This is a genomic window from Pseudomonas frederiksbergensis (genome assembly GCF_001874645.1).
Taxonomy (GTDB): Bacteria; Pseudomonadota; Gammaproteobacteria; order Pseudomonadales; family Pseudomonadaceae; genus Aquipseudomonas; species Aquipseudomonas frederiksbergensis_B.
This window is the reverse complement of sequence record NZ_CP017886.1, coordinates 4,566,617-4,592,000: the sequence shown is the minus strand read 5'-3', so window position 1 is coordinate 4,592,000 and position 25,384 is coordinate 4,566,617. Positions and strand designations below refer to the sequence as shown.

Annotated in this window: 26 protein-coding genes; 7 read left to right on the top strand and 19 right to left on the bottom strand. The window is 58.9% G+C overall.

The genetic code is table 11. The features are described 5' to 3' along the window. Positions 1-195: 195 nt before the first annotated feature. From BLL42_RS22100 to BLL42_RS22075, 6 genes are all read right to left on the bottom strand, one after another. The gene (locus BLL42_RS22100; RefSeq protein ID WP_071554183.1) at positions 196-2,289 is read right to left on the bottom strand and encodes an LTA synthase family protein; all 2,094 of its coding nucleotides are present in this window, start codon (positions 2,287-2,289) and stop codon (positions 196-198) included. A 313-nt stretch (positions 2,290-2,602) separates the two neighbouring features. Beyond that, positions 2,603-3,478 (bottom strand): polyamine aminopropyltransferase, encoded by an 876-nt coding sequence (gene speE / locus BLL42_RS22095; RefSeq protein WP_071554181.1) that lies wholly within the window; start codon positions 3,476-3,478, stop codon positions 2,603-2,605. A 300-nt stretch (positions 3,479-3,778) separates the two neighbouring features. Then, the gene (locus BLL42_RS22090; protein WP_071554179.1) at positions 3,779-3,970 is read right to left on the bottom strand and encodes a PLDc N-terminal domain-containing protein; all 192 of its coding nucleotides are present in this window, start codon (positions 3,968-3,970) and stop codon (positions 3,779-3,781) included. Positions 3,971-4,058: 88 nt separating this feature from the next. Continuing rightward, positions 4,059-4,589 (bottom strand): hypothetical protein, encoded by a 531-nt coding sequence (locus BLL42_RS22085; protein ID WP_071554177.1) that lies wholly within the window; start codon positions 4,587-4,589, stop codon positions 4,059-4,061. A 157-nt stretch (positions 4,590-4,746) separates the two neighbouring features. After that, on the bottom strand, positions 4,747-5,265 hold the full coding sequence (locus BLL42_RS22080; protein ID WP_071554175.1) for an ankyrin repeat domain-containing protein: 519 nt from the start codon (positions 5,263-5,265) through the stop codon (positions 4,747-4,749). A 97-nt stretch (positions 5,266-5,362) separates the two neighbouring features. Further along, entirely contained in the window at positions 5,363-7,201 is a 1,839-nt protein-coding gene (locus BLL42_RS22075; RefSeq protein WP_071554173.1) for a long-chain-acyl-CoA synthetase, read from the bottom strand. A 437-nt stretch (positions 7,202-7,638) separates the two neighbouring features. Between BLL42_RS22075 and BLL42_RS22065 the strand changes: the two genes are divergently transcribed. Continuing rightward, positions 7,639-7,917 carry a DUF3509 domain-containing protein gene (locus tag BLL42_RS22065; RefSeq protein ID WP_071555822.1) on the top strand — a complete coding sequence of 93 codons (279 nt, stop codon included), beginning with the start codon at positions 7,639-7,641 and terminating at the stop codon, positions 7,915-7,917. A gap of 67 nt (positions 7,918-7,984) precedes the next feature. Here the strand turns inward: BLL42_RS22065 and BLL42_RS22060 are convergent, their stop codons facing one another. The 6 genes from BLL42_RS22060 to aroC all read right to left on the bottom strand — a co-directional run bounded on the left by BLL42_RS22060 (position 7,985) and on the right by aroC (position 12,718). After that, positions 7,985-8,251 (bottom strand): helix-turn-helix domain-containing protein, encoded by a 267-nt coding sequence (locus BLL42_RS22060; RefSeq protein WP_071554169.1) that lies wholly within the window; start codon positions 8,249-8,251, stop codon positions 7,985-7,987. Positions 8,252-8,496: 245 nt separating this feature from the next. Further along, entirely contained in the window at positions 8,497-9,180 is a 684-nt protein-coding gene (gene mtnC / locus BLL42_RS22055) for an acireductone synthase (RefSeq protein ID WP_071554167.1), read from the bottom strand. Between the two features lie 4 nt (positions 9,181-9,184). Next, positions 9,185-9,730 (bottom strand): 1,2-dihydroxy-3-keto-5-methylthiopentene dioxygenase, encoded by a 546-nt coding sequence (locus tag BLL42_RS22050; protein ID WP_071554165.1) that lies wholly within the window; start codon positions 9,728-9,730, stop codon positions 9,185-9,187. Positions 9,731-9,829: 99 nt separating this feature from the next. After that, positions 9,830-10,450: a methylthioribulose 1-phosphate dehydratase gene (locus tag BLL42_RS22045; RefSeq protein WP_071554163.1), complete on the bottom strand. Its 621-nt coding sequence runs from the start codon at positions 10,448-10,450 to the stop codon at positions 9,830-9,832. Continuing rightward, positions 10,447-11,592: an MFS transporter gene (locus BLL42_RS22040; protein ID WP_071554161.1), complete on the bottom strand. Its 1,146-nt coding sequence runs from the start codon at positions 11,590-11,592 to the stop codon at positions 10,447-10,449. Before BLL42_RS22040 ends, BLL42_RS22045 begins: the two co-directional genes overlap by 4 nt. A gap of 34 nt (positions 11,593-11,626) precedes the next feature. Beyond that, positions 11,627-12,718, bottom strand: a complete 1,092-nt coding sequence (aroC, locus tag BLL42_RS22035; protein WP_071554159.1) for a chorismate synthase — start codon at positions 12,716-12,718, stop codon at positions 11,627-11,629. A gap of 79 nt (positions 12,719-12,797) precedes the next feature. On the opposite strand from aroC, the gene BLL42_RS22030 reads away from it, so the two are divergent. After that, the gene (locus tag BLL42_RS22030; RefSeq protein ID WP_071554157.1) at positions 12,798-13,808 is read left to right on the top strand and encodes an alpha/beta hydrolase; all 1,011 of its coding nucleotides are present in this window, start codon (positions 12,798-12,800) and stop codon (positions 13,806-13,808) included. 99 nt (positions 13,809-13,907) lie between these two features. Next, entirely contained in the window at positions 13,908-14,699 is a 792-nt protein-coding gene (locus BLL42_RS22025; RefSeq protein WP_071554155.1) for a hypothetical protein, read from the top strand. Positions 14,700-14,787: 88 nt separating this feature from the next. On the opposite strand, the gene prmB is transcribed toward BLL42_RS22025, so the two are convergent. Next, the gene (gene prmB, locus BLL42_RS22020) at positions 14,788-15,696 is read right to left on the bottom strand and encodes a 50S ribosomal protein L3 N(5)-glutamine methyltransferase (protein ID WP_071554153.1); all 909 of its coding nucleotides are present in this window, start codon (positions 15,694-15,696) and stop codon (positions 14,788-14,790) included. A 238-nt stretch (positions 15,697-15,934) separates the two neighbouring features. On the opposite strand from prmB, the gene BLL42_RS22015 reads away from it, so the two are divergent. The 4 genes from BLL42_RS22015 to BLL42_RS22000 all read left to right on the top strand — a co-directional run bounded on the left by BLL42_RS22015 (position 15,935) and on the right by BLL42_RS22000 (position 18,698). Beyond that, entirely contained in the window at positions 15,935-16,525 is a 591-nt protein-coding gene (locus BLL42_RS22015; RefSeq protein WP_071554151.1) for a cysteine hydrolase family protein, read from the top strand. A gap of 132 nt (positions 16,526-16,657) precedes the next feature. Next, positions 16,658-16,978, top strand: coding sequence for a hypothetical protein (locus tag BLL42_RS22010; protein ID WP_071554149.1), 321 nt, complete (start codon positions 16,658-16,660; stop codon positions 16,976-16,978). 75 nt (positions 16,979-17,053) lie between these two features. Then, positions 17,054-17,611, top strand: coding sequence for a Smr/MutS family protein (locus tag BLL42_RS22005; RefSeq protein WP_071554147.1), 558 nt, complete (start codon positions 17,054-17,056; stop codon positions 17,609-17,611). 691 nt (positions 17,612-18,302) lie between these two features. Continuing rightward, the gene (locus BLL42_RS22000; protein ID WP_071554145.1) at positions 18,303-18,698 is read left to right on the top strand and encodes a type II toxin-antitoxin system PemK/MazF family toxin; all 396 of its coding nucleotides are present in this window, start codon (positions 18,303-18,305) and stop codon (positions 18,696-18,698) included. 4 nt (positions 18,699-18,702) lie between these two features. Here the strand turns inward: BLL42_RS22000 and BLL42_RS21995 are convergent, their stop codons facing one another. From BLL42_RS21995 to BLL42_RS21970, 6 genes are all read right to left on the bottom strand, one after another. Next, complete coding sequence (locus BLL42_RS21995) at positions 18,703-19,224, bottom strand: lysis system i-spanin subunit Rz (RefSeq protein WP_071554143.1); 522 nt, start codon at positions 19,222-19,224, stop codon at positions 18,703-18,705. A 5-nt stretch (positions 19,225-19,229) separates the two neighbouring features. Next, positions 19,230-19,655 carry a structural protein gene (locus BLL42_RS21990; protein WP_081427322.1) on the bottom strand — a complete coding sequence of 142 codons (426 nt, stop codon included), beginning with the start codon at positions 19,653-19,655 and terminating at the stop codon, positions 19,230-19,232. Positions 19,656-19,706: 51 nt separating this feature from the next. After that, the gene (locus BLL42_RS21985; protein WP_071554141.1) at positions 19,707-20,657 is read right to left on the bottom strand and encodes a phage tail fiber protein; all 951 of its coding nucleotides are present in this window, start codon (positions 20,655-20,657) and stop codon (positions 19,707-19,709) included. 64 nt (positions 20,658-20,721) lie between these two features. Further along, complete coding sequence (locus BLL42_RS21980; protein ID WP_071554139.1) at positions 20,722-21,402, bottom strand: hypothetical protein; 681 nt, start codon at positions 21,400-21,402, stop codon at positions 20,722-20,724. Beyond that, the gene (locus BLL42_RS21975) at positions 21,402-21,713 is read right to left on the bottom strand and encodes a hypothetical protein (RefSeq protein ID WP_071554137.1); all 312 of its coding nucleotides are present in this window, start codon (positions 21,711-21,713) and stop codon (positions 21,402-21,404) included. Before BLL42_RS21975 ends, BLL42_RS21980 begins: the two co-directional genes overlap by 1 nt. Positions 21,714-21,728: 15 nt before the next feature. After that, a complete protein-coding gene (locus tag BLL42_RS21970) occupies positions 21,729-25,361 on the bottom strand; it encodes a TipJ family phage tail tip protein (protein WP_071554135.1) in 3,633 nt (1,210 codons plus the stop codon). Positions 25,362-25,384 lie beyond the last annotated feature (23 nt).

The following is a 25,384-nucleotide window of genomic DNA, read 5'->3' as shown; positions in this document are numbered from 1 at the left end:
GGGAAGATGCTCGCAGTGTAGCGAAGGATTTTCCTACACCCATGACCATCAAATTGCTGAATGCCCCAGGCAAACCGTGGCGATTACAGGGCGCGAGACCGCGTCAAGCCGCTCGGATTTTCGGCAGAGTTTGACCACCAACAGATGCTGCAGACAAAAAAAGAGGCCCTTGCAGGCCTCTTTTTTATTGCAGAATTACTTGTTCTGCATGCTTTCGGTTACACCCGCGGTGTTATCCAGCAAGCTCTTGGTCGCGGTCTGCAGGAACGCTTCCAGCTTGAGCTTCAGCTCAGCGGTACGCGGTGCATTCGGGATGACTTCGGCATGCGGGTTGGCACCCAGTTGGTACTGGTACATCTTCGGATCCATTTCCTTTTCCTTGGGCAGAATCAGGATCTGGTCAGCCGTGACGATGGCCGTGGTCTGCTCGGTGCCCGATGGCTTGATCACGCCAAAACCGGTGTCACCTTGCGGCAGGTTGAGCAGGTCACGCCCCCAGCACTGATGACGCACTTCGCCACCGAGTCGCCCCATGATGGTCGGCACGATGTCGATCTGAGTACCCACGGTGTGGTCACGCTGGCCGAACTTTTCCTGGATGCCGGGTGCAATCATCAGCATCGGCACGTTGAAGCGGCCCAGGTCCATTTCGGTGATTTGACGCTCGTTGCCAAAACCATGATCGCCCACGATGACAAACAGGGTTTCCTTGAAGTACGGCTCTTTCCGGGCCTTTTCAAAGAACTGCCCCAACGCCCAGTCGGCGTAGCGCATGGCGGTCAAATGCTCGTTCAGGCTACCACGATCGGTAACTTTTTCGACCGGCAATGGCGTCGGCAAGGCGTATGGGGTGTGGTTGGACAGGGTTTGCAGCAGCGCGTAGAACGGCTTGCCTTCGCGCGCCTTGAGCTCCTGCAGGCCACGGTCAAACATGTCCTGGTCGGACACGCCCCATGTCGGGTCGGAGAACACCGGGTTGACGTAGTCGTTACGCCCGATGAAGTTGGTCATGCCCTGGTTGCTGAAGAAGCCCGACTGGTTGTCCCAGGCAAAATCGCCGTTATAGACATACACGTCGTCGTACTTACGGGCGCTGAGCAACTGTGGCAGGCCCGACAGCTTGTGGCTGCCTTCCGGGGTCTGCATCAGGTATTCGAAACCCGGCAGGTTCGGGAAGCAGGCCATGGTGGCGAACATACCCTGATGGGTATGGGTGCCGTTGGAGAAGAAGCGGTCGAACAACAGGCCTTCCTTCGACAGTTTGTCGAGGTTTGGCGTGATGTTGCCAGGCGCGCCCAAGGCACCTACCGAGTGACCGGCCATGCTTTCCATCAGGATCACAACGACGTTCTTGATCGGCAGGGTCTTGTCGGCCGGTGGCGTGTAATCGCGACGTACCGCAGCGATATCGGAATCAACCAGCTTCTCGTCTGACAGCAACAGCATATCGCGGACGATTTTCTGGGCTTCAGACTGCTCCATGGTCGGCTTCCAGATGTTGTCGCGCTCTTCGGACATGCGGCTCTTCGCGGCAGCAACCAACTGCAGCGTGCCGTTCAGGCCCAACTGGTTGGCGAAGTTCGAATCGGTGGTGTAAACGTCACCCCAACGCAGCGGTGGACCTTGACGCAGCGTGCCACGAGCCGCCACGACGCAGATCAACAGGCAGACCACGAACACCACGATGCGCGCATACCACGGGGCGACTTGACGGGTGCTGATGGTGCCACCGCTGAACGGGCCGCGTGGGCGGGTTGCACGGTCGGCACCCTTGAACGCCAGGCTCAGCAGCCAGGTGCCAACAGCCCAGGCCAACAGATAACGGACTACCGGGAAGCCGTACCAGAGCATGCTCATGACGGTTTTCGGATCTTCCTTCACATACTGGAAGACCAGACCGTTGAGGCGCTGGTGGAACTCACGGTAGAAGTCCATTTCCATCAGGCCAAGGAACAGCGCGATGCTCGAGGCAATGGTCAACCAGAACCGGAACAGACCACGGGCCGCCATCGCCCGGACACTGAACAGCGCCAGCAACAGCGGAATGCTGAGGTAAACCACCAGACGCAGGTCGAAACGCAAGCCGTTGGCGAACGCTTCGAGGAAGGTCGAGGCGGGTGTGTCGAGGATCATCTCTCGGTTGTACACCAGCAGCGCAACGCGCAGCAGGGAGAGCATCACCATCATGACCAGGGCGCAGAGCAGCGTATAAGCCAGATGCGATTTGACGGTCGGTTGCAGCAAGCGATTCGAAGCTCGCTGCTGACTCAGGGCGTCCGGGTTTGCCATGTCGTTTCTAGGACTCATTGGAAGTTGAAGTTTCAAAGATGTTGCGGCCCCTGCCCTTTGATTGCGGTTACTTACAGGAATTGGCCGGGAGCCTTGCGCGATGCGCAAATGTTGCACGATCACTCACGGCATTGCCATTCATTACTGGCAAGCCCCCCAAAAGCCTGGCCTCCAGGGCTCTGGAACAAGAGTCTCAGGGGATTGAGTGTTAAATCGGCGCGGGTGAATTGTCTTGGAGCGTTCGTGAAAATTTCGTGCAACGCATATCTGGAAACACAAAAAGGGCCTCGCGGCCCTTTTTAGTCAGACCGGCCTAATCATTACTTGGCTTGTTCACCGCTTGCAGCACGTACTGCGGAAGAGCGAATGCGCCGATATGGATTTCCGGATTGTAGTAGCGCGTGATGATGCCGCTGCCGGCAAAACGCTGACTCAGGGTTTCGCGCGACAGTTTGCGGTAAGCCGTGTTGGTCGCGCCCCAGGCAAACGTCATGGCACCGCCGATATAGGTTGGCACCGCGGCCTGATAGAAGTGCCAGTCCGGGAACAAACTACGCAGGCGCCCGGCGGTGGTTTTCACTTCTTCGATCTGCATGAACGGCGTGCCGTTCTGGGTCACCAGAATGCCGCCTTCGTTCAGGCAACGGCGGCACGCCTGATAGAAGTTCTCCGAGAACAGCACTTCACCCGGACCGATCGGGTCGGTGGAGTCGGAGATAATCACGTCGAATTTTTCCTGGGTGGTGGCGACGAAACGCATGCCGTCGTCGATCACCAGGCTCAGGCGCGGATCATCAAACGCACCTTTGGAATGGTTCGGCAGGAATTCCTTGCACATGTCGACCACCGTGCCGTCGATTTCGACCATGGTGATATGTTCGACGCTGCGGTGCTTGGCCACTTCACGCAGCATACCGCCGTCGCCACCGCCGATGATCAACACGCGTTTGGCGCTGCCGTGAGCAAGGATCGGCACGTGGGTGAGCATCTCGTGGTAGATGAACTCGTCGGCTTCGGTCGTCTGGATCACGCCGTCCAGCGCCATGACCCGACCCATGCGCGGGTTCTCGAAAATCACCAGGTGCTGGTGCTCGGTGCGCACTTCATGCAGTAGCTTTTCCATGCGAAAACGCTGGCCGTAGCCTTCGTAGAGGGTTTCCAGGTACTCGCAGGTTGTGGTGGTGCTCATGGGAAGTCCCCCGGTGAATGCTGGTGGCAACGGACGGTTACCCGCCCATGATGGACAATCGCAGACGCTGGGTAGGCGATTGACCAAGGAATGGCGCGCATTCTACGTCGCCTAACATGACAGGTCGAACCTTCTGGTGAGGTCTTTATGCCAAGCACTACTTCCCCCGTAGGAGCTGCCACAGGCTGCGATCTTTTCTACAGACTCTGCGGTGCGTTGGCCCAGGATCAAAAGATCGTCCGAACGCGGCCCGAGGCTTCGCCAGCTCCTACAGAAGCCATTCAGCGTTGCACGATGGATTCAGAACCGTACATTGCCTCGGGGACCCGCAATCGCCCAAATAACCAGGCCCAGCACCGGGAGCAGGAGAATCAGCAGCACCCAGATGATTTTCATCCCGGTTTCTGCGCTGCTTTTAAACACGTTGATGATCGCCCAGATATCCAGCGCGAGGATGATCAGGCCAACCAGACCATTGAAGGTGGCACCCATGGTGTCGCTCCCAAGAGAAGAATTTCCCCCTTAGGATAGTCGGGACTGACGAAGGCTCCGTTTTATTACGCTTGGCGCCGTAATGGCCTTAAACGTGAATCGCCACTTTCAGCGCTTCCAGCGACGGTGCCGCGGCAATTCCGATTTGCGCACACAACTCAAGCACCCGCGGAACGTCGTTGCCATAGACCAGCACGGTCTGGATCTCGTCATCGAGCAGTTGGCTGAAGTTCATCAGCGTGTAGCCGCCGTTTTCCGGGTTCATGCTGCCCATCTGGATCTGGATACGGTTGAGTGCAGTCAACGCTTCGGTCTTGGCCAGTTGCTTGGGTTTGATGTTGAACGCCACGCCCGGGCCGAAAGACGCAACGATCTGCGCGAACAGGTCCATGTAGGTGTCGGCCTGGAACAGCACGGTGTCCGGCAGGCTGCCGACCACCACCCATTCACCCAGCGGGATCGGGAAAGTGTCGTCGTAGTTGATGTCCGGGTTGGCCGCCAGAAAAGCCTCGGGATTGGCGTAGGCCTGGGCGGCTTCATCGGCGATCTGCACAATTTCCGCCTCGCTCATGCAGCCGGAGCCGATTTTGCTGATGAGTTCGATGAGTTCGGCTTTCATGGACGGATCCTGTAGCGAGGGAATTTTGAGGGCGCGAAGGATAGCTCAAAGGTTTGCTGCAAGGTATCTGGGCTACAAAAGATCGCAGCCTTCGGCAGCGCCTACGGTCTATGCCGGTTCTGTAGGAGCTGGCGCAGCCTGCGAACTTTCTGAGGGATCAGCCGAGCAGCTTCTGCAACTGTGCCGTGGTGTCTGCAGCGCCCATGGTTCTGGCCGCGTCCAGTGCGCTGACACCATTGGCATCCTTGGCCTTGGGATCAGCACCTTTGCTGATCAGGTAGTCAACGATTGCGGTGCGATTGAACATCGCGGCCATCATCAACGCCGTGCGGCCGTCAAAGGAAGAACCTTCAACCTCGGCGCCACCTTCAACCAAGGCGGTGACCACTGCCAGATCGCCTTTGAACGCCGCGCCGGCAATCGGGCTTTGGCCGTTTTCGTTGCGGATCTCTGGATCGGCCTTGTGCTCAAGCAGCACTTTTACTGCCTCGACGTGGCCGTGATAGGCGGCCAGCATCAGCAAGGTGTCGCCCTTGTGGTTGCGCAGGTTCGGCGGCAGGCCTTTGCTCAGCAGTGCGGCAAGCATCGCCGCGTCGCCATCACGGGCCTTGTTGAACACCTGCTCGGCAAACTCCGCGGCTTCTTCCGGGGTCATCTGGCGGGATTTGTCTGACATTGGGGACTCCACATTCGGTCAATCGCAAAACCGCTAGTTTCCTTAAGCGGCCTTACACCTGTCACCCCTTTTTTCTCTCGCCCGGCCATAGCCAGAATCAATAATGGAACTTGCCACCGTGGATATCCGCCAGTACCTGTTCGGTGATCTGCACGTAAGTGTCCGAGCCTGGCAGCCAGGCGTAGATTGGATCGCCGTCGGTTTTGCGCGGATCGAACGCTTCATCCTTGAGGCGGGTCTTCTGGTACTTGAAGGTCCCGGTGGTCTCCATTTTCACTTTCACCCGCAAAAACAGCGGCACCGCATAGGCCGGCATGTGTTGGCGAGCGAAACTCAGCAACTCACTGAAGTCCAGGGTCGCCAGGGATTCCGCCGGGGTGATCGCCACCATGCCGGCGCGGCCATTGGTATTGCTGATCTCCACGCCATAGGCCACCGCCTCGGCGATCAGCGGGTGCTGCAAAAGGATGTTCTCGACTTCGGTGGTCGAGACGTTTTCGCCCTTCCAGCGATAGGTATCGCCGAGGCGGTCGACGAACTGGGCGTGACCAAAACCGATACTGCGCAGCAAGTCGCCGGTATTGAAGTAGCGATCGCCCTTCTCGAAGACATCGTGGAGCACGACTTTTTCGGTCTTCTGCGGGTCGGTGTAGCCGTCCAGCGGCGCCTTGTCGTCGATCTTTGCCAGCAACAGACCTTGCCGGCCTTTGCCGACTTTCTGCATGAACCCCTTGCTGTTGCGGATCGGCGCACAACTGTCGTGCGCGTATTCGACCAACGCCCAGGACATCAGCGAGAAGCCAATAGTGTTCTCAAAGTTGAGGATGTTGCTAAAACCGATGTTGCCGTCACTGGCGGCGTACAACTCGCAGATGTGATTGACCCCAAAGCGCCGCTTGAACTCGCTCCAGACGCCGGGGCGCAAGCCGTTGCCAATCATCTTCACCACCGCGTTATCACGGTCGTTGGCGCTCGGCGGTTGATCGATCAGGTAACGGCACAACTCGCCAACGTAACCGATGGTGGTGGCCTGGTACTTTCGCACGTCGTTCCAGAACTGGCTGGCGCTGAACTTGCGCCGAATGGCAAAACCCGACGCCCCGTAAATTGCCGAGCCCCAGCACACGCACAACCCCGTGGCGTGGTACAGCGGCAAGGTGCAATAGACGACATCGTCGGGGCGCATATCCAGGGCGACCAAGCCGAAAACGGTGGATGTCTTCAGCCAGCGGCCATGCTTGAACACCCCGGCCTTGGGCAACCCGGTCGTGCCGGAGGTGTAGATATAGAAACAAGGATCGTCGAGATACACCTGCTGGCTGCTGGCCGGGTTGCCTGTCGGGCAATCGGCGCTGGCGCGCATCAGGCTGATGAAACCTGCCGGGACTTCGTCGGGGTCGCGCAAGGTGTCCTGATCGGCCACCCACCAGGTTCTCGCGGCATCGATTGCAACTTGCGCGCGGATCACCGAATACGCCTCGACCAACTCACCGCCCACAACGATTGCCACAGGCTCGACCAGATTCACGCTATGCACCAGCGCCTGTTGGGTTTGCGAGGTATTGAGCATCGCGCTGATCGCGCCAACCTTGGCCACCGCCAGTACAGTGACCAGCAGTTCCGGGCGGTTTTCGATGAAGACCCCGACCACATCACCTTTGCCAATACCCTGGGTAATCAAATAGTGAGCAATGCGGTTGGCCCATTGGTTGACCTGTGCATAACTGAGTTTGACCTCCCCTTGCAGCAGCGCCGGGCCATCGGGATTGCGATGCGTCGCGTGCTCGAAGCTCCAACCGAGGCCGCAGGGTTGATCCGGCTGTTTGACATTGGCGACGTTGAGACCCTTGACCACCCGCGGCAGAGCCTTGGCAATCGACGGCAATTTTCGGAGCATCATGCCCCAAGTGATCATGTCGTTTGACGCACGGCTCATGGTTGCTCCCGGTCGGCCCATGATGTCAGGCCTGTTTTGTTAGTGTCGGGCGAACATGTATTCGGGGGGGCAGGCAACTTCATCCCTGTATGAGAGACGGCAGATAACCTCTGGTTAGAGACTCAAAAAAACGTGGAAGAGTTGATTCAGGCCAAAAAGTACGCCCGCACTTGTGTCGCTGTACACGCGGTTTTTGAAATGTTTTGTATCCGGGTCGATACCGCCGGCAACCACCGCACGGTTGTCCACGTACTGTTGCGGCGAGCGCGCAAAATGCAGGATGCACGATGGCCATTCATGCAGAATGCACGACACCGAAAAAATGTATGTATTTTATGCCATTGATTTATAAGGACTTTTATAAACAGTCGTACTGGCACAACCTGTGCACCTATTACTCCATGCTTGCCATTCAAGTGCAAACGGAGCTAATCGACATGAGCCTGATCCAGGAAAAATTTTCGTCCCTGTTCTCCAACTTCGACGTCACCACGCAAGCACGCCCTGACGGCGGTATTCTGCTGACGCTCAATAGCAGCGATGGCCGCGTGTTCAAACGCTCGATTTCCTACGCCCAATTGCATGCCGGTGATCAACTGTCCTGGGTGATCAGTGCCATTCGCCGTGACTTGGCCGAACAGGCCAGCGAACTGCCGCAGATTTCGATGCTGCAAAGCCAACAGCGTTTCGCCCTGCCGACCTATCACTCGACGTAAGCAGCAACCGTTCAAACCTTTCAGGTCGTGCAAGCCTTGTGCTGCACGGCCTGAGTGCGTTTTGAGTTCAGCTCAACAAGCCACGATTGACCGCCTCGCCGACCGCTTGAGCACGGTTGGTGACTTCGAGCTTGGAGTAGATATTGCCCAGGTGAAACTTCACTGTCGCCTCGGAAATGTCGCGAATCACGCTGATTTCCCACACCGTTTTCCCGGCCTTGGCCCAATGCAGAATCTCCAGTTCCTTCTTGCTCAGCGGTTTGCCTGCCTGATCCGGACGCTGTCGCTTAGGCACTTTCAACACGGGAGCGTCGACCCGGTTTGGTGTTTTCATCCTTGCCCCTCTCAGCCGGAGTCCGCACCATTGCCAAGCGCGAAAAGTGCCTGGATAAGCGAACAGACTTAAGGGCCGAAGAGTTACACAGGGACAAGATTAAACAAGTAAGGAAAACCACAAACAGGCATGGCCGACTTATCAACAGGCAACTTCCTACACGTCCTACAGACGTGCATTGGCCGTGATGTTAGTCCCTGATGGAATGACGGCTGACCGCGAGGGTTGCAGTCAGCCGTTGCCACTCAGAAAGTGGCTGGATCGATCTGCGAAAAGCTGTCGACGTTCAGATGCCCGGCGAGCTCACCGCCTTCGCGTACCAGTCCGCAAGTGGCCATGCCGGCCTCACGGGCGGCATCCAGTTCCTGAACGATGTCGGACAGAAAGAGGATCTGTGAAGACTCGCAGCCAATCGCCTGAGTAATGCGCTGATAGGACGGCGCCTCGCGCTTGGGTCCCGACGTGGTGTCGAAATAGCCGCTGAACAGCGGCGTCAGGTCACCGGCCTCGGAGCAACCGAAGATAAGCTTCTGGGCCTGGATCGAACCTGACGAGTAAACAAACAGTTGATAACCCGCCTGATGCCAGCGCTTCAGCGCGTCGACCGCGTCCGGGTAAACATGGCCCTTCAGCTGCCCGACCTGATAACCCTGCTCCCAGACCATCCCTTGCAATGCCTTGAGTGGCGTGGCCTTGCGGTCTTCGGCAATCCAGCCCAGCAAAATTTCAATCACCCGTTCAACGTCAGCGCCAGGCTCGGCGCTGTCCTGGCGAACCGCGTCGATCTGCCGGGCAACGTCGGCCCGTTGCGCTTGCTGACGGACGAAGTCCGGTAAATGTTTGGCGGCATAGGGAAACAGCACGTCGAACACAAAGCTCACTGCGCTGGTGGTGCCTTCGATGTCGGTGAGAATGGCTTTGATGGTCATGCCCTCAGTCCTCAAGGCGCGGGAAGCGACTGGCGATGTCTTCGCCGGTGAAGTTGGCCACCCAGCCTTCGGGATTGTTGAACAGACGAATCGCCACGAAGTGCGGATGCTCACCCATATCGAACCAGTGTGCTGTACCCGCCGGCACCGAAATCAGGTCGTTTTTCTCGCAGAGCACGGCATACACGTAGTCGTCGATGTGCAAAGTAAACAGGCCACGGCCAGCGACGAAAAATCGTACTTCGTCTTCAGCGTGACGGTGCTCATCGAGGAATTTGGCACGTAACTCGGCTTTTTGCGGGTGATCGCTGTTGAGGCTGATCACGTCGACGGTGATGTAACCGCGCTCGGTCATCAACAGGTCGATCTGCACCTGATAAGCGGCAATCACTGCTTCCTGACTGGCGCCTGGCTGGATCTTCGCGGCGGCTTGCCAACGGTCGAACCGCACACCTTTTTCGGCCAGCGTCGAGGCAATATCCTCGAAGTGGGTCAGGACCTTGTTCGGCAGGTCCGGGCTTGAAACGTGGTAAACGGACAGGCTGCTCATGTTGGCAATTCCTCGTTAGCGGCGCTGCCGTCCGGCTTTTACAGACCGGTCAGGCAACGCGTTTCATCAGGCAGTTGGCGACTTCAGGTGAAGTAAGCCTTAACGGTTAATCAACGCGCGCATTTTCAGCTCGCATTCAAACAGGAACTCAAACGCTTCAATCTGCCGCAGCGCATCGCTCATCTTCGGGCCCCAGGTGTAAAGGCCATGACCGCGAATCAGATAACCGACACAGTCAGGATGACTGTCGAGCCATGGCTGCACGTTGGACGCCAGACGCTCGATGTCCTGATCGTTGTCGAAGATCGGTACCCGCACCTTGGACTCATGGGTCGAGATCCCACTGAAGGCTTTTTGCAGTTCGTAGTCTTCGAACGTGATGAGCGGACTCTGCAGCAGCCGCGACAACACCGTGGCATTGACCGAATGGGTGTGCAGCACCGCGCCGATGTCGGCCCGCCAATTATATAACTGGGTGTGCAGCAGGGTTTCGGCAGACGGTTTCTTGTCCGGTTCCAGGCTGTTGCCCGACAAATCCGTGGCCAGCACGTCATCAATCCCCAACTGCCCTTTGTGTTTACCGGAAACGGTCAACAGGACTTCGGTGGCCGACAGTCGCGTCGAATAGTTGCTGCTGGTGGCGGGCGACCAGCCACGTCCATACAAAAAACGCCCGGCATCGATGATGTCCTGGGCGAGCTGTTCACGGGTAAGGCTCATGGCCTGTCCTCTTGCATACGTGTGGCAATGATAACGGCTGCAGCGAACGCTGCGAGGCTGGCAATACTAAAGGTCAATGTCGCGCCCAGGGCATTCCAGCTGTAACCGGAATACAACGCGCCCAACGCGCCGCCAGTACCCGCCAGTGCTGCATACAACGCCTGGCCCTGCCCTTGCTGGCGTGCGCCGAAGCTGCGTTGCACGAAATGGATGGCAGCGGCGTGAAAGCTGCCGAACGTCGCTGCATGCAGAATCTGCGCAAACAGCAATACCCACAAGAATTCGGCGAACGAGCCGAGCAGCAACCAGCGCAACGCCGCCAGCAGGAAACTCGCCATCAACACCCGGCGCACCGAGAAGCGCGCAAGGATCTTGCTCATGAGTAAAAACATCAAGACTTCGGCAACCACTCCCAGCGCCCAAAGCATGCCGATCACGCCACGGTTATAACCCAGACGTTCAAGGTGCAGGGTGAGAAAGGTGTAATACGGTCCATGGCTCATCTGCATCAGTGCCACGCACCCGTAAAACGCCAACACGCCGGGGCTGCGCAGTTGCTTGAGAAAGCCCTCGCCCGTCAGCCGATTACCTTGCGGCGGCTGGGCGTTCGGCACCCAGAGGCTGCTGATGACAATCGCGCCCATGATCACCACCAGCGTCACCGGGTAGATGTCCAGGCTTAAGCCTTCGAACAACCGCCCCAAGGCGACCACGGTAATGATGAAACCGATCGACCCCCACAAGCGGATCTGGCTGTAGCGCGACGTCTGGCCCTGTAAATGCGTCAGGGTGATGACCTCGAACTGCGGCAACACCGCGTGCCAGAAAAACGCATGCAGCGCCATGACCATCGCCAGCCAGGCGTAGCTTTTGCTGATGAAGATCAGCGAAAAGGTCAGCAGCGTACAGATTGCGCCGAAGCGCACGATGGCCAGGCGCCGGCCGGTGTAGTCACCGAGCCAGCCCCAAATGTTCGGTGCGACGCAGCGCATCAACATCGGGATCGCCACCAGCTCGCCAATGCGCGCGCTGGAAAAACCCAGGTGATCGAAGTACAACGCCAGGAACGGCGCGGTCGAACCGAGCAAGGCGAAATAGAACAGATAGAAGCTGGATAACCGCCAGTACGCAAGTGCAGCCACGGCCGTCAGACCGCGGCGACGTCAGGGCAAGGCTTCACAGCTGGCCCAGCACCGGGGTGCTGACGCGCACGTCGGCGTTTTGCCCGCGATTACGCAGCAGATGATCCATCAACACGATGGCCATCATCGCTTCGGCAATCGGTGTGGCGCGGATGCCAACGCAAGGGTCATGACGGCCCTTGGTGATAACGTCCACCGGGTTGCCATGAATGTCGATCGAACGGCCCGGGGTGGTGATGCTCGACGTTGGCTTGAGTGCCAGGTGCGCGACAATCGGTTGACCCGAAGAGATGCCGCCCAGAATGCCGCCGGCGTTGTTGCTGAGGAAACCTTCGGGGGTCATTTCGTCACGGTGCTCGGTGCCGCGTTGGGCGACACTGGCGAAGCCGGCGCCGATTTCCACGCCTTTGACCGCGTTGATGCTCATCAGCGCATGAGCCAGCTCGGCATCCAGACGGTCGAAGATCGGCTCGCCGAGACCCGGCTTCACACCTTCCGCAACCACGGTGATCTTCGCGCCGACCGAGTCCTGATCGCGACGCAACTGATCCATATAGGCCTCAAGCTCTGGCACTTTGTCTGGATCAGGGCTGAAGAAGGCGTTTTGTTCTACCGAATCCCAGGTCTTGAACGGAATTTCGATAGGGCCGAGCTGGCTCATGTAGCCGCGAATGACAATGCCCTGAGTGGCCAGGTACTTTTTCGCAATCGCACCCGCTGCCACACGCATGGCGGTTTCCCGCGCCGAGCTGCGACCACCGCCACGGTAATCGCGCTCGCCGTATTTGTGGTGATAGGTGTAGTCGGCGTGGGCCGGGCGGAACAAATCCTTGATCGCCGAGTAGTCCTTGGACTTCTGGTCGGTATTGCGGATCAGCAGGCCAATCGCGCAACCGGTGGTGCGGCCTTCGAACACGCCCGACAGAATTTCGACTTCGTCGGCTTCCTGACGCTGGGTGGTGTGGCGGCTGGTGCCGGGTTTGCGGCGGTCCAGATCACGCTGCAAGTCTTCCAGAGACAGCTCGAGGCCCGGCGGGCAGCCGTCGACAATGGCGACCAACGCCGGACCATGGCTTTCGCCCGCGGTGGTGACAGTGAACAGCTTGCCGTAGGTATTGCCGGACATGCAGGGCGCTCCGTGAAATCACTTAACTAATTGCGCGCCAGTATACGCAGGCTCCCCAACTAGTTCATCCTCGAACCTTATCGGTGCCTGCGAGTCCAACCGACACCTTGTGAATGATGGCGTGATGATGCTGCGAGTTATTGCCTTGAGCCTTACCCTGTTTACCGGCCTGCTTGCCAATATGGTCCAGGCCTCTGTTCTGCAACGTCCGGTCAGCCTGGATACCGGCAGCGGCGAGCTTTTCGGCTCGATGTTGCTGCCAAAGTCCGACAGCCCGGTGCCGGTTGTGCTGATCATTTCTGGCTCGGGCCCTACGGATCGTAACGGCAATAACCCGGACGGCGGCAACAATGACAGCCTCAAGCGCCTGGCTTGGGTGCTGGCCAAACACAACATCGCCAGCGTGCGTTACGACAAGCGCGGCGTGGCGGCCAGCCTCGCGGCGACCCCGGATGAGCGCAATCTGACCCTTGAAGCCTACGTTGCCGACGCAGTGGCCTGGGGTCAGAAGCTCAAGTCCGACCCGCGTATGGGACCGTTGATTTTGCTCGGCCATAGCGAAGGTGCGTTGGTGGCTACGCTCGCCGCCCCGCAAGTCGATGCCGCCGCGGTGATTTCCCTGTCCGGCAGCGCCCGACCGGTGGATCAGGTTTTGCGCCAGCAGTTGAGCTATCGCTTGCCACCCCCGCTGATGCTGCGCAGCAATGAGATTCTGGACAGCCTCAAGGCCGGACAGGTCGATGAAAACGTCCCGCCAGCGTTGCAAGTACTCTTTCGCCCCAGCGTGCAGCCGTACCTGATTACGCTGTTTCGCCAGGACCCGGCGGCGGCTTTCGCCAAGTTGAAAATGCCGGCGCTGATCATCCAGGGCAGCAACGACATTCAGGTCGGCGTCGGGGATGCGCAGATGCTCAAAGCCGCAAAACCGGACGCGCAACTGGCGTTGATCGAAGGCATGAACCATGTGATGCGCATCGTGCCCAACGATCTCAAGCGTCAAATAGCCTCCTACAAAGACCCGCAATTGCCGCTCGCCGCGGAACTGGGTTCAAGGATCTTGAGCTTTATTGACGGACTTCGTGCCAGTTAAGCCGGTTTTACCCTCCAGTCCTGGAAAAAACTGCCGATAAGCCTGTGTCGGCAGCCCATTGGCTGCCGCCGAGCAGGGCTTGGACAGGATCTCGCCGTTATGACTGATACCCAGATTTCACCCGACACCGTGCTAGAAACCACCGCCACAGAAGCGGTCGAATTGCCGTGGTCGGACGTCACTGCCGAGCACCACAAGATGCTTCGTCTGGCGCCGCTGAAGACCGACCGAGCGACCGGTGGACGGCCATTGCGCTTTGTTGAATTCGGCTATGCCGAGCGCAACAACAAAGAACGCAGCCTGCTGCGCATGAGCATTTCGCTGCCTGGCCAACGGGTGCGTAAAGAACAGAACCACCTGGATGTCTGGGTCGACCATGAGACCCGCAGCGTTCATTTCGGCCCCGCCAGCGGTCTGCAGATTGAACCGATGAATCGCGGCATTGGCCGTTTCCTGGCCGCTCAGGGCATCACCTGGGCGAAGAAGAAGTGGTCGAGTTACACCGTCGACGGTGCGGACCTGAACAACAAGGACGCCCTCAACGAAGACACCCGCCTGCGCCGTGACCACTTCCTGCGGGTACACGGTTTTGACGTGGTCTACGCCGACGCCCAGCATTTGAAGGGCAGCGTCAAAACAGTAAAGGTCGGCGATCTGCTGGGGGATTGGAACGCCGAAAAGCTGCAGTTCGTGGAAATCCTCGAAGCCGCGCAGATGCTGCAACAAGCCGAGCAGAATCTGGCGGAGCAGGAAGTCAAACTGCAACAGCAGGAAGAGAAAGTCAGCAAATACAAACGCGAGGACACCGGACTACGCTTCACCATCAGCTGTCTGGTGGCGTTTGCGGTGTTCCAGGCGGGGCTGCTGATCTGGATCGCTACGCACCGCTGAGCAAAAAGATCGCAGCCTGCGGCAGTTCCTACGGGGTGTACACGTTCCCACTGCAGGAGCTGGCGAAGCCTGCGATCTTTTGCATGAATCAGACGCGTGAAGCGAACAACGCCTGATGCTGGCGGCATTGCTCGGCGCTGAGCATGAATACGCCATGACCGCCACGCTCGAACTCCAGCCAGGCGAAATCGACTTCCGGGTACAACGCCTCGACGTGCACCTGGCTGTTGCCCACTTCAACGATCAGCAAGCCCTTCTCGCTCAGGTGGTCCGCCGCTTCGGCGAGCATGCGCCGTACCAGGTTCAAACCATCATCGCCGCAGGCCAGACCCAGTTCGGGTTCGTGCTGGTATTCGTCCGGCATGTCGGCAAAATCTTCGGCGTCCACATAAGGCGGGTTGGACACGATCAAGTCGAAACGTTGCCCCGGCAAACCGTCGAAGCCATCACCTTGAACGGTGTACACCCGCTCATCGACGCCGTGGCGCTCGATGTTCTGGTTGGCCACTTCCAGCGCTTCGAAGGACAGATCCGCCAACACCACTTCTGCATTCTGGAACTCATAGGCGCAGGCAATACCGATGCAACCGGAACCGGTGCACAGGTCAAGAATCCGTGCTGGTTCAGCGTCCAGCCACGGCTCGAAACGTTTTTCGATCAGCTCGCCAATCGGCGAACGCGGGATCAACACGCGCTCGTCAACGATGAACGACATGCCACAGAACCAGGCTTCGCCCAACAGGTAAGCCGTCGGGATACGCTCCTCGATACGGCGCTTGAGCAAGCGCTGCAGGTTCACCAGTTCGTCGTCTTCCAGACGGCAGTCCAGGTAGCTGTCGGCGATTTCCCACGGCAGGTGCAACGCCCCCAACACCAGTTGACGGGCTTCGTCCCAGGCGTTGTCGGTCCCATGGCCGAAAAACAGATCCTCCCCATGAAAACGGCTGACGGCCCAACGAATGTGGTCGCGCAAGGTGCGCAGGCGGGAAGTGATCACGGGGCAAACTCCTGAAAAAACGACTGGCGATTCTATCAGCCTAAACCCGCCCCGACGACGCAAGAAAAATCACGAGACGAACGTAGGAATTATCCTGATTTTCAGCTTTTGGTTGAACATCCGGTCAGCTCTTGACAGGCTGCAGGCCAGCAACGACGGTGCCTACGATGGTAGCGATTCACAGAAGCGCTCAGCCAGAGGACAATGTCGCAAAAGCCCCACTCGAAGGAGCCCCAGAATGTCCGTTCCAAAAACGATGTTTCAACTCAGCGGTCGTGGTTACGCGCCGGCCAATCTGGCCCACGCGACGCTGGTGATCATCGATGCCCAGAAAGAATACTTGAGCGGCCCCTTGGCCCTTTCCGGTATGGACGCCGCCGTCGACAACATCAAGCAATTGCTCACTGCTGCCCGCAAGGCTAGCCGGCCGATCGTCCATGTGCGCCACCTCGGCACCGTCGGTGGCCTGTTCGACCCACAAGGCGAACGCGGTGAATTCATCCCGGGCCTAGAACCACTGGCTGACGAAACCATCATTGGCAAATTGCTGCCCAGCGCTTTCCACGGCACCCCGTTGGAAAAACGCCTGCAAGACCTCGGTTCACTGGACCTGATCGTCTGCGGTTTCATGAGTCACTCCAGCGTCAGCACCACCGTTCGCGCCGCCAAGAACCTGGGCTTTCGCTGCACCCTGGTCGAAGACGCCTGCGCCACGCGGGACCTGCCTTACAAAGGTGGAATCCTCAGCGCCGAACATGTCCAACAGACTGAAATGGCGATTATGGCCGACAACTTCGCCACCCTTGCCCAGACCCAGGACCTGATCTGATCGAGCGCTTGATGAGCGGCCAGCGCAGCCGCTCATCCGCAAAAGCCTCTCCTCCCCTGCAATTGCCTTAGCCTCAGGAACCACCCGGTCAACTCCCGGTCGAAGGGCCGATACCCATTGAGGAAGGTCGGAATGAAGATATCCGATGGTTTTGACGCTCGCCGCTTGCGGCCCAAAGGCCCACGCAACTGGCGTTATCGCTTTGGCGCGGCATTTTCCGCGCTGCTGGCGACCCTGGGCGTGTTGCTGGCGATGGCCGGTGCCGCCAGCCTGTTGGGCCACCCGCCGGCTCTCGGCGAGCTGAACGCCAGCCCGGCCGGCGCGACGGTGGTCCTGGCGATTGGCCTGTTGTTGCTGTATGTCGGTGTTGCGTTGTGGCGCCGCTGCCGCCGCCGGATGCGTCAGCCCCGCGAACTGAACCTGGCTCCGCATTTGATGAAAAAACATGACTGAGTGGTGCGCGTTGCGTTTTGACGCGCCCGATTCACTTCGACTTGGGTAAACTGGCCGCCCTTCGCGGAGGCTGACATGCAAGACGACGATTTTTCCCTGTTCAAAAGCGCGATCCAAGGCGTTAAGCCGATCAAGCACGATCGCGCCGAAACCGGTAAACCCAAAGCTGACCGCGCGCACATCGCCAAACTGCGTCAGGCCGCCACCGTGCGCACCGATGCCACCACCGTTGACGGTCTGTCCGATCAGTTCGTGATCGATGTCGGCCCGGAAGACGAGTTGATGTGGGCGCGTGACGGGGTGCAGGAAAGCCAGATGCGCAAGCTGAAGGTCGGGCAGATCCCGTTCGAAGGCAGCCTCGACCTGCACGGTATGACCGTCGAGAAAGCCCGCGAGACGCTGTGGGCTTTTCTCGCCGAAGCGACAAAATTCGAAATCCGCTGCGTACGCGTGACCCACGGCAAAGCTGTGCGCCTGGACGGCAAACGGCCCATGATCAAAAGTCACGTCAACACTTGGCTGCGCCAGCATCAGCAAGTGCTTGGCTTCACTTCGTGCCAAGCCAGACACGGCGGTGCCGGAGCGGTTTATGTGATGCTCAAACGGACCATGATGGAAGGTCGTGACGAGTAAAGCTGATGCGCTATGCTTGCAGCGCCGTGTCCGCCACCGTACCCTTGCCCTTTGCGTAAAATCCCACAGGTAGTTTCATGTCCCTGGAACAGAATTACACGGCGATTTTAAAGGGGTAAGGCAAAGTACTCTGAGCCAATGAAACCGGGCACTTCCTTACTTTGGGATACCCGGTTTTAACCTGCTTTACGCATGCAGTGGTACAAAAATTGGTACAAGAAACGATCCTCTCTCCGGCGTCCTGCCGACCAAACACAATCCACCTATCGCAGTAATGAATCACCGACTCAACACTGGTAGTCTCGCCGCCACGTTCGCCAGACATTAAGGGATGTAGGCGAAAATAGAAGCCCCGGAGCCGCGAACCTTCGGGGCTTTGCTTTTTATGGGGTGGTCAAAGTGTGTGGCGACACGTTTTCAAAATATATAAACCGTGTCGCGGCACGCCGCAAGTCATTGAGTTTGTTAGGCCTGGCCTCTCGCCATACCGCTCTATACCGCTCCACGCCGTACAAACTGGCTTGAATTTTGTATTGCCAATAGCCATAATTGGCTTGTCACCAGCGAAAGCTGGCAGGAGTCTGGATCCTTTTCGGGGTTGATCCAGCGGCGCAGAAGGGGCGATGCAAGCTCAGCTGCGTGTCGATTGAAGCCGCCTTCGGGCGGCTTTGCTTTATATGGGAATCAAGGATTGCCTCTCTACTACCACCCCAAGCAAGGCGATGTTCTTCTGTGCGACTTCACGCGGGGCTTTGTTGCTCCCGAAATGCTGAAGATACGCAAAGTCGTGGTGATATCCCCTACCGCCACCCACAATCGCAAACTCTGCACTGTAGTCCCGATATCCTCTACCGCACCAGAGGTTCAGCAGGACTGGCATCACCTATTGCGTACCAACCCGCTTCAGAGCGATGGCTATAAAGAGCTGTGGGTAAAGTGCGACATGATTTACACAGTCAGCTTTGAACGCTTGGACAAGCTGCACAGGAAGACTCGCACCAAGGGTCGAGAGTACTTTGTCCCGCGCCTAAGCGACGAGGATATGCAGGGCGTGATTGCCTGCGTGAAGGCATACCTACCGCTCTGATTTGCTACCCCTCCTTTCTAGTAACCTCCCGCACGTACGCCTGGCACGCAGCCAGCGCAATCAGTCCTTGGTCGCCGTCATCGGTGATGCCGATAATTCGTTGAGCATGCGCCGGGTCAAGTCGGGCGCGCGCTCCTCCATGAACCACGCCGCCGGCGCCGGTAGCGGTTGGCACTGCGCAACCACCGTCTGAATCCGCTGCGTCGATGAGGACTGACAACCGTAGATCGGAAGTAGCAAGGCGATCGCGCAGGCGAGCCTGGTCTTTTTGAGCATTGGTCAAAGCCTCGTAGTGGGTTTGGTCACTGGCCGCCAGGCGCTGCTCGAGCGCGAGGCGTTTGTCTTGTTCGGCGCGCTGCTGGGCTGCGGCGGCGAGGGTCAGCTGATTCAGCGTCTCGCCCTGAATCCTCGCCTGCTCTGCCAGTTGCCGGCCGTAGCGCCAGTCCTGAAGCTGCCAAGCCAACGCCGCCGCGCCGCCAGCCACTATGGCCAGCAATGCAGCGATGCCGATCAGGCGCCCCGACATGGAACTCACAGCAGTGCCCTGCGCACGCCTTCCACCAGCACTGCGTCCGGATAAGCAAAGCCAGCGTTCTCGTGGTGGATGATGGCTTTCACGAAGCCCTGCATCACCGCCGGTTTGACCAGATCGATTTCGGCGCCGGGCGCGGTGCCAGTGTTCGCCTCGACGGCGCGCACGTAAGCGCCGGTGTCGTTCTCGATGCTCGGCGCCCAGCGGTTAATGATCGCCTTCACCGTCTTCAACCCATGCTTGCGCTGGTAGGTCAGTAGAGTTTTGCCCAAGGCCCTGATACCGTTCTCTGGCGTGTCGAAGCGGGCGAACCGTTTCTCGATAGCCGGATCTGGTGCGAGCTGGCCCAGCCATGAGTTGGCCGGGCTGTAGTCGATGTTTCCAGGGTTTCGGTTGCGCACTCCGCGCATCTCGGTAATGGTCATGCTTTACTCCAGGCAAAAAGAAGCCCGCTCAGTGGCGGGCTGTTATTCGGTTTAGGCGGCCGGCGGCAACGGCGGCGTGTCCTGCCGCGGCATCTCCAGCCGCACGTCGATCCAGCTGCTCAGCGGCACATCCAAAGGAGCCCCGCGGCCAGGGATCATTTCGCCGTCTTCCGAGAGCGTCCAACGCCGCTTGAATAATTTGATGACGATCGTACCGTCAGGGGCCTGCTGGGATTCGGTAATGCCCAGCGTTCGACCACCGTCCGGCGAACAAGGGTCTTGCGTGCGCCACCCTTCAAGGGCCAAGCCAAGGCTGCCCGTGACGCGGTACTCACCAACACCGAGGCGCTCAACGCTCACACCGCGCGCCTCGCTGTTCGACACGCCCCACTCGCCGGAAGGCTCAAATATCTGCTCTTGCAGGTCGCGCCGCTGGCTGTCAGCTACATTGGCTATTCGCAGGATGGGGGAAGCCGCCGACAGAACGCCGCCTGAGCCGCGTGTGGTGTTGCCGGTGTGATAGATCTCCTGAAACGGCGTAGCGTTGTCGCCGTAGATCGATTGAAACTTGATCGTCCCGCTACTGCCACCAGTCCCATAGGGCCACGCGATAATCAGCCGGTTGAAGCCAGCCCCGAAGCGAATGGTTTGCTTGTAGTAGTAGCCCGTTCCACCAGTAGGTGCGCCCGGCGAGCCCGGGCCGTACAGATTTGAATCAAAGCCGGGGGAGGCATCCGCCATCCAGCTTTTGCTGGGGTCCGCGGTCTGCGCCCAACCCAAGTCTTCCGCTTTAGCCAGTCCACCTATGGTGCGGCCAGCATTGAGCGTAGCTGCCGACCCCAAACCGAGAGCTACTCTCGCCTTTGGTGTAGTGAGTGTGTCACCTCCTAGAAGGCTATACAGTTCATCAAAGTTTGCGGCGATTTTGATATTGGCGCTGCGTGGCGTATCGCCACCCACGCCAGAGGGTGGTGTGCCGAGCTGAATAGTTTGCTTGCTCATCCGAGTATCCAAATTTGGTCGATAAAAAACCCGCACAGGGCGGGCTTGATATGAGTCTGTGCTGTCAGGCGTTCATCTTTGCGAACACAGCCGGGAGAAAAAACGCAGTCGGGTTTGTTGCGGCAATCGTGATGGCGTACAGCGTGTTGTTGGGGAAGTCCCACCAACAGTACAGCTGTCTGGGCATGCCGCTGCCCGAGGTCATGTTCATGCCGAAGTTATTGAGCAGCAGGTACTCGTTCTGCGGGAAGTTAAACGGGACGGTGTAATAGATCCTTGTCAGGCCTTGCGAGTCTTTGTCGTATTTGACGTAGTTCCAGTTCTGAAACGCACGGGTGAACGTGGCGCAAGATGTTCCGGAGTCGAACAATAGCTTGCCCGCCCCATCCCAAAGACGCATGCCGTACTGCGCAATCGGCTGCGCCCCAAACGCGGCAACGAAGTACCGTCCATTCGGCTGAGCTGTGTTGACGTTGTAGGCCCGGACATAGAATCCGGTCCAGTTACCCGCTGAGCCGAGCAGCCTCATCATGCAAAGCCCGGCCACGCCATTGACCGTATCGGGGCGAACGAAGACCAGCGGAGGTTCTTGTGATGTAACTGGCCTGGCGAAGTAGGTGGTCGACCCCATGCCTGACTCCTCCGTTGGCGCAAACCTCCCGGAAGAAATGACCATTAGCCTCGCGTATTCCGAATCGAGCACCACGGTGTTGCTGTTGTTGGTGAACTGAAGTCCGTAGCTCATCAGCTGAACCTCATCACGATCAGTCGCATGGTTCCACTGGCGGTAGTGCTCGCCGCAAAACCACGGGTGTGGTTGTAAACGCGCACGACGTTATCGAGCAGCTCTGTTTCGAACTGCATCTGGCTATCGCTGTAGGCACCAATAGGAACAACAATCGCCGAACCGTTACCCGGGCCGACGCCCGGCACCGAGAAGTCCTGATTGCTCTTGTTTCCACCAACAGGGAACGTCACCAGGATCGATAACGCGACACGAATCGTAAAAGAGTTCTCATCGAGCTGGAGCCCCCCATCGGCGCCCCAAACTCGCATTCCATAAGCCATATCTCACCCCAGATAGCCAAGACGCACGCGCAGCACGTTGTTCAAGTCGTAGACCGAGACGTTCAGCGAGTTGATGACCAGCCTTCCCTGCCCAGGAACGATGCCGTTGATCTCCAGCGTCCCGTCCTTGTTGAGAATCCAGCCCTGCTGACCCGCGATGTAGTTAACCGAACTGATGTAGCTGCCGATCTTGGCGTTGGTGATCGTGCCGTCCTGGATGAACGCATCACGAATAAACGTCTGTCCGCCCGACACCGTAAACGGCGAGACAGGCGTGCCGTTGATCAGGTTCAGCAGCATGAAGGTGTCAGCCCTGACGACGAACTGGGACGACACGCCAGATGGATCGACCTGAAGGCCGAGCCCGAACGATGCGGCGTACTTCTGGCCACCGGCCGTGGTCTCCATTTTCACCGACCAGAGCGTGCTGAGCTTGCCGTCGGTGCTGGCTTGCGCCTGGCTGAGTTGCTGGACTTGCGCGGAGTTTTCGCCCACCTGAACCTGAACGGCATCAATCTTCTGTCCCGTTGCTACGTCCCCCTCAATGACGGCAGATTGGATCGAGTAGACACCGACATACGCCTGTTCGGAACCGGCATAGCCGTCGGTGGCACCTGCCAGCGGCGGATTAATCTGCGCGTAAACACCATCCACCTTCTCTGCGGCGGCGGTGACCTTGCCGTCGAGATTGGTCACGGTACCCTTCAGCGAACTCAAGCCACTGGCAGTTGCCACAACCCCGGTCACTGGATCAGTGATCGTCGTGTTGATGGCGCGGATCTGCTCGGCCTGGGCGGTAATTTTCCCTTCGTGCTCGGTGATCTTTGCGCTGTTCTGCTGGATCTGCTGCGCAAGTGCCTCGGTCGTCTGGGCGAGTGTGCCGATGTCGAACCAGTACGCGGCATCAGGCGGCGAGTGTCCGGTGGTGGCCTGAGCTGCCTGGAACAGCCGATTGCCGAGACGAACGATCTCACCGGCGGCATAAGCCTTAGCGTTGTCGTACTCCAGCGCGTCGGTGACCTGATCAATGAGCTCTTCCAGCTCCTGCTTGGCATGCTCAATGCGACCATTGACCGAGCCGGGCCCGCTGCCAGAAATCAAACCGATCTCATCCAGCAGATTTTTGCCCAGCTCTGTATCGGTGATCTTGCCGACCAGCAGATCGAGAATCGGTGCGGCATCCGAACTGGCCTGCCCCATCACCCCGTTGCCGACCGGATAGAACGGCCCGATGTTGCCGGTTCGATCGATAAGGCGCGCCCAGAAGAAGAACCGCGCACCAGCCTGCAGGCTCTGCATGTTGTAGTCGCTTTGCGGATACGCCAGATCCGCCAGCTTGGTCGCGGCCTCCAAGCTGGTAGTCGGCCCGTACCAGATCTCCGTGCGCTGGGTGTCCTCGGCGCCAGCGGGGAAGCCCCACTTGAGACCGATGCCGAACAGCAGGCTGGCGGCGTTCAGGTACGACACCGCCGGCGGCAGGCCTTCCTTGCCTTTCAGGTGTGTCAGGTTCGAGCTTTTCCAGATCGACGAGATATCGAAGGCGCTCACGGCGCGGACGCGGGCGAGGTAAGCGCCGGCGTAGATGCCCACGACGTCGATACCAGTTGAGCCGGTGCGCTGCAGCTTGATCCAGTTCCCGCTGTCCTTGCGCCACTCGACGTCATACCCGACAGCGCCGTTCACCGCCGGCCAAGTGATAGTCATGGTGGCGACGGCGATGCCTTGAGACACGACAGAGTTTGACGTGACCGTAACGCTGGTCGGCGCCGGAACCACGGTGATCGGGATCACGCTGATCGGACGCTCTTCCAGTCGGGCGCCTGTGTCGATATAAGCGAACTTGCTCGGTTCGTACTGCAGCGCGCTGATCTCAAAGTCGCCCTCGGTGGTGCGCCTGGTGCGCAGCACGCGATACAGCGGAATCGCCAGATCATCGGCGTCCAGCGCCCACTGCAATTGTGGCAACGGTGCTTCGCTGTAGCTGGTGGTCACGGTTACAGCGCGCTTGTTGACGCTCTGCACTGTGCGGCCCTCAGCGCGCCCGCCCGGCAAGTTGATGATCAGCCGGTCGCCAGCCTTGGCCTGGGTGTCACGGTCCAGCGTCACAACGCGACCAGCAACAGCAGAGATGCGCCCGCCCACCTCGCGACCGGCCAGCAGCGAATCCGCCACCGGGATGATGTGGCCCGGAAGCGGGATCACTCCTTCCATGCCGGTCTTGAATGAGACGGTGCGGTCTTGGTTGTTGCTCAGGATCGCCCACTTGCCGCGGCGCTGCGCTTCCGACGCTCGAGTGCAGCCAATAGCACTCAACTCGGTCGGCTTATCGCCCAGGCGGCGCTGAAGATTCAGATCCGCGAACGGAATGACGTCGGTATCGTAGTTGTTCGCCGGGTTGTCGTAGCTGACCAGGGCTCGGGTATAACGAGTCTTTGCCGAGGCGCTGCCATAGGAGAACTTGCCGTCGATGACGTTCGCCCGGGTGAAGACGTAATCGAAGTCCTGCGCGCGCGGCATGTCGGCTTGCATCACCAGCTGGCCCTGGGCCCAGTAGGTCATTCCCCGGTATATACCGGCGATATCGCGCAACAGCGACCAGGCATCAGCCTTGCCCTGAAGGTTCATGTCGCACAGGAAGCGCGGCTCGGTTCCGCCGAGACCGTTCGGCACCAGCTGGTCGCAATACTGGGCGATCCGGTACAGCTCCCATTTGTCGACCATGAACGACTTGATGCGCTTACCCAGGCCGAAACGGTCCTCAGTGCAGATACCGAACGTGATCCAGGCCGGATTATTGGTCCAGGCCTGCTTCATGGTGCCGTCCCAAGTGCCAGTGTAAGTACGGGCGACTGGGTCGTAGTTACTCGGCACCTGCCACTTGCGCGCCTTGCACTTGACCGTCACAGCGGGAATGTTCGTGAACTGCTCAGCATCAAACTCGATGTAAAGCAGCGCGGTGTTCGGGTACCGCAGCTTCGCATCGATCACTTCTGTGTAGCCGGCAATCAGCATCGTGTCGGCGACTTTGTTGCTGTTCTGGTTGGGGGTGATCCGGCGGACGCGTATCTGCCAGCCACTGGTGGCCGCCGGCAGGTCAACACGACGCGAACGCTCGTAGCGGGTGGTGGTCTTCCCGTCTACAGCCTCGACCAAGGCCTGCTGGTAGGCGCCGCCGTCTGCTGCCACATCAATGGCGTATTCGATCCGGTACCCGCCAACGTTGCCGCTATCGTCCTGCCGCTGAAGCGCTGGCCAGGCCAAGCGTATGCGAACAGCTGAAAGCTGCGTGTTGGTGAGCGAGCGCACCCATGCTGTGTCACTGTGCAATTCGATGTTCAGCGTGGTTTCGTTCTCGACAGACGGAATGCCGGGGATGTACGTCTGATCGACAGAGCCGGGCCGCCAGTCCCACTTCACGTTCGGGAAATTGACGTTACCACTCGCATCCTTGATTGGTGTGTTGTCCAGATAGATGTCGTAGTCGGTCGGAGCACCGTCGAACTCACCTTCGCCAACGGCGATCAAGAGCTTGGCCAAGTTCGTCGAGCGCAGGCTGTCACTGGCTTCAACCGGCGCCTTCGGACTGCTGCCGCCCCCCTTCTCACCGTGAATATCGATTCTCTGTGCTGCGCCCATGCTTTCCTCCAGGCAAAAAAAAC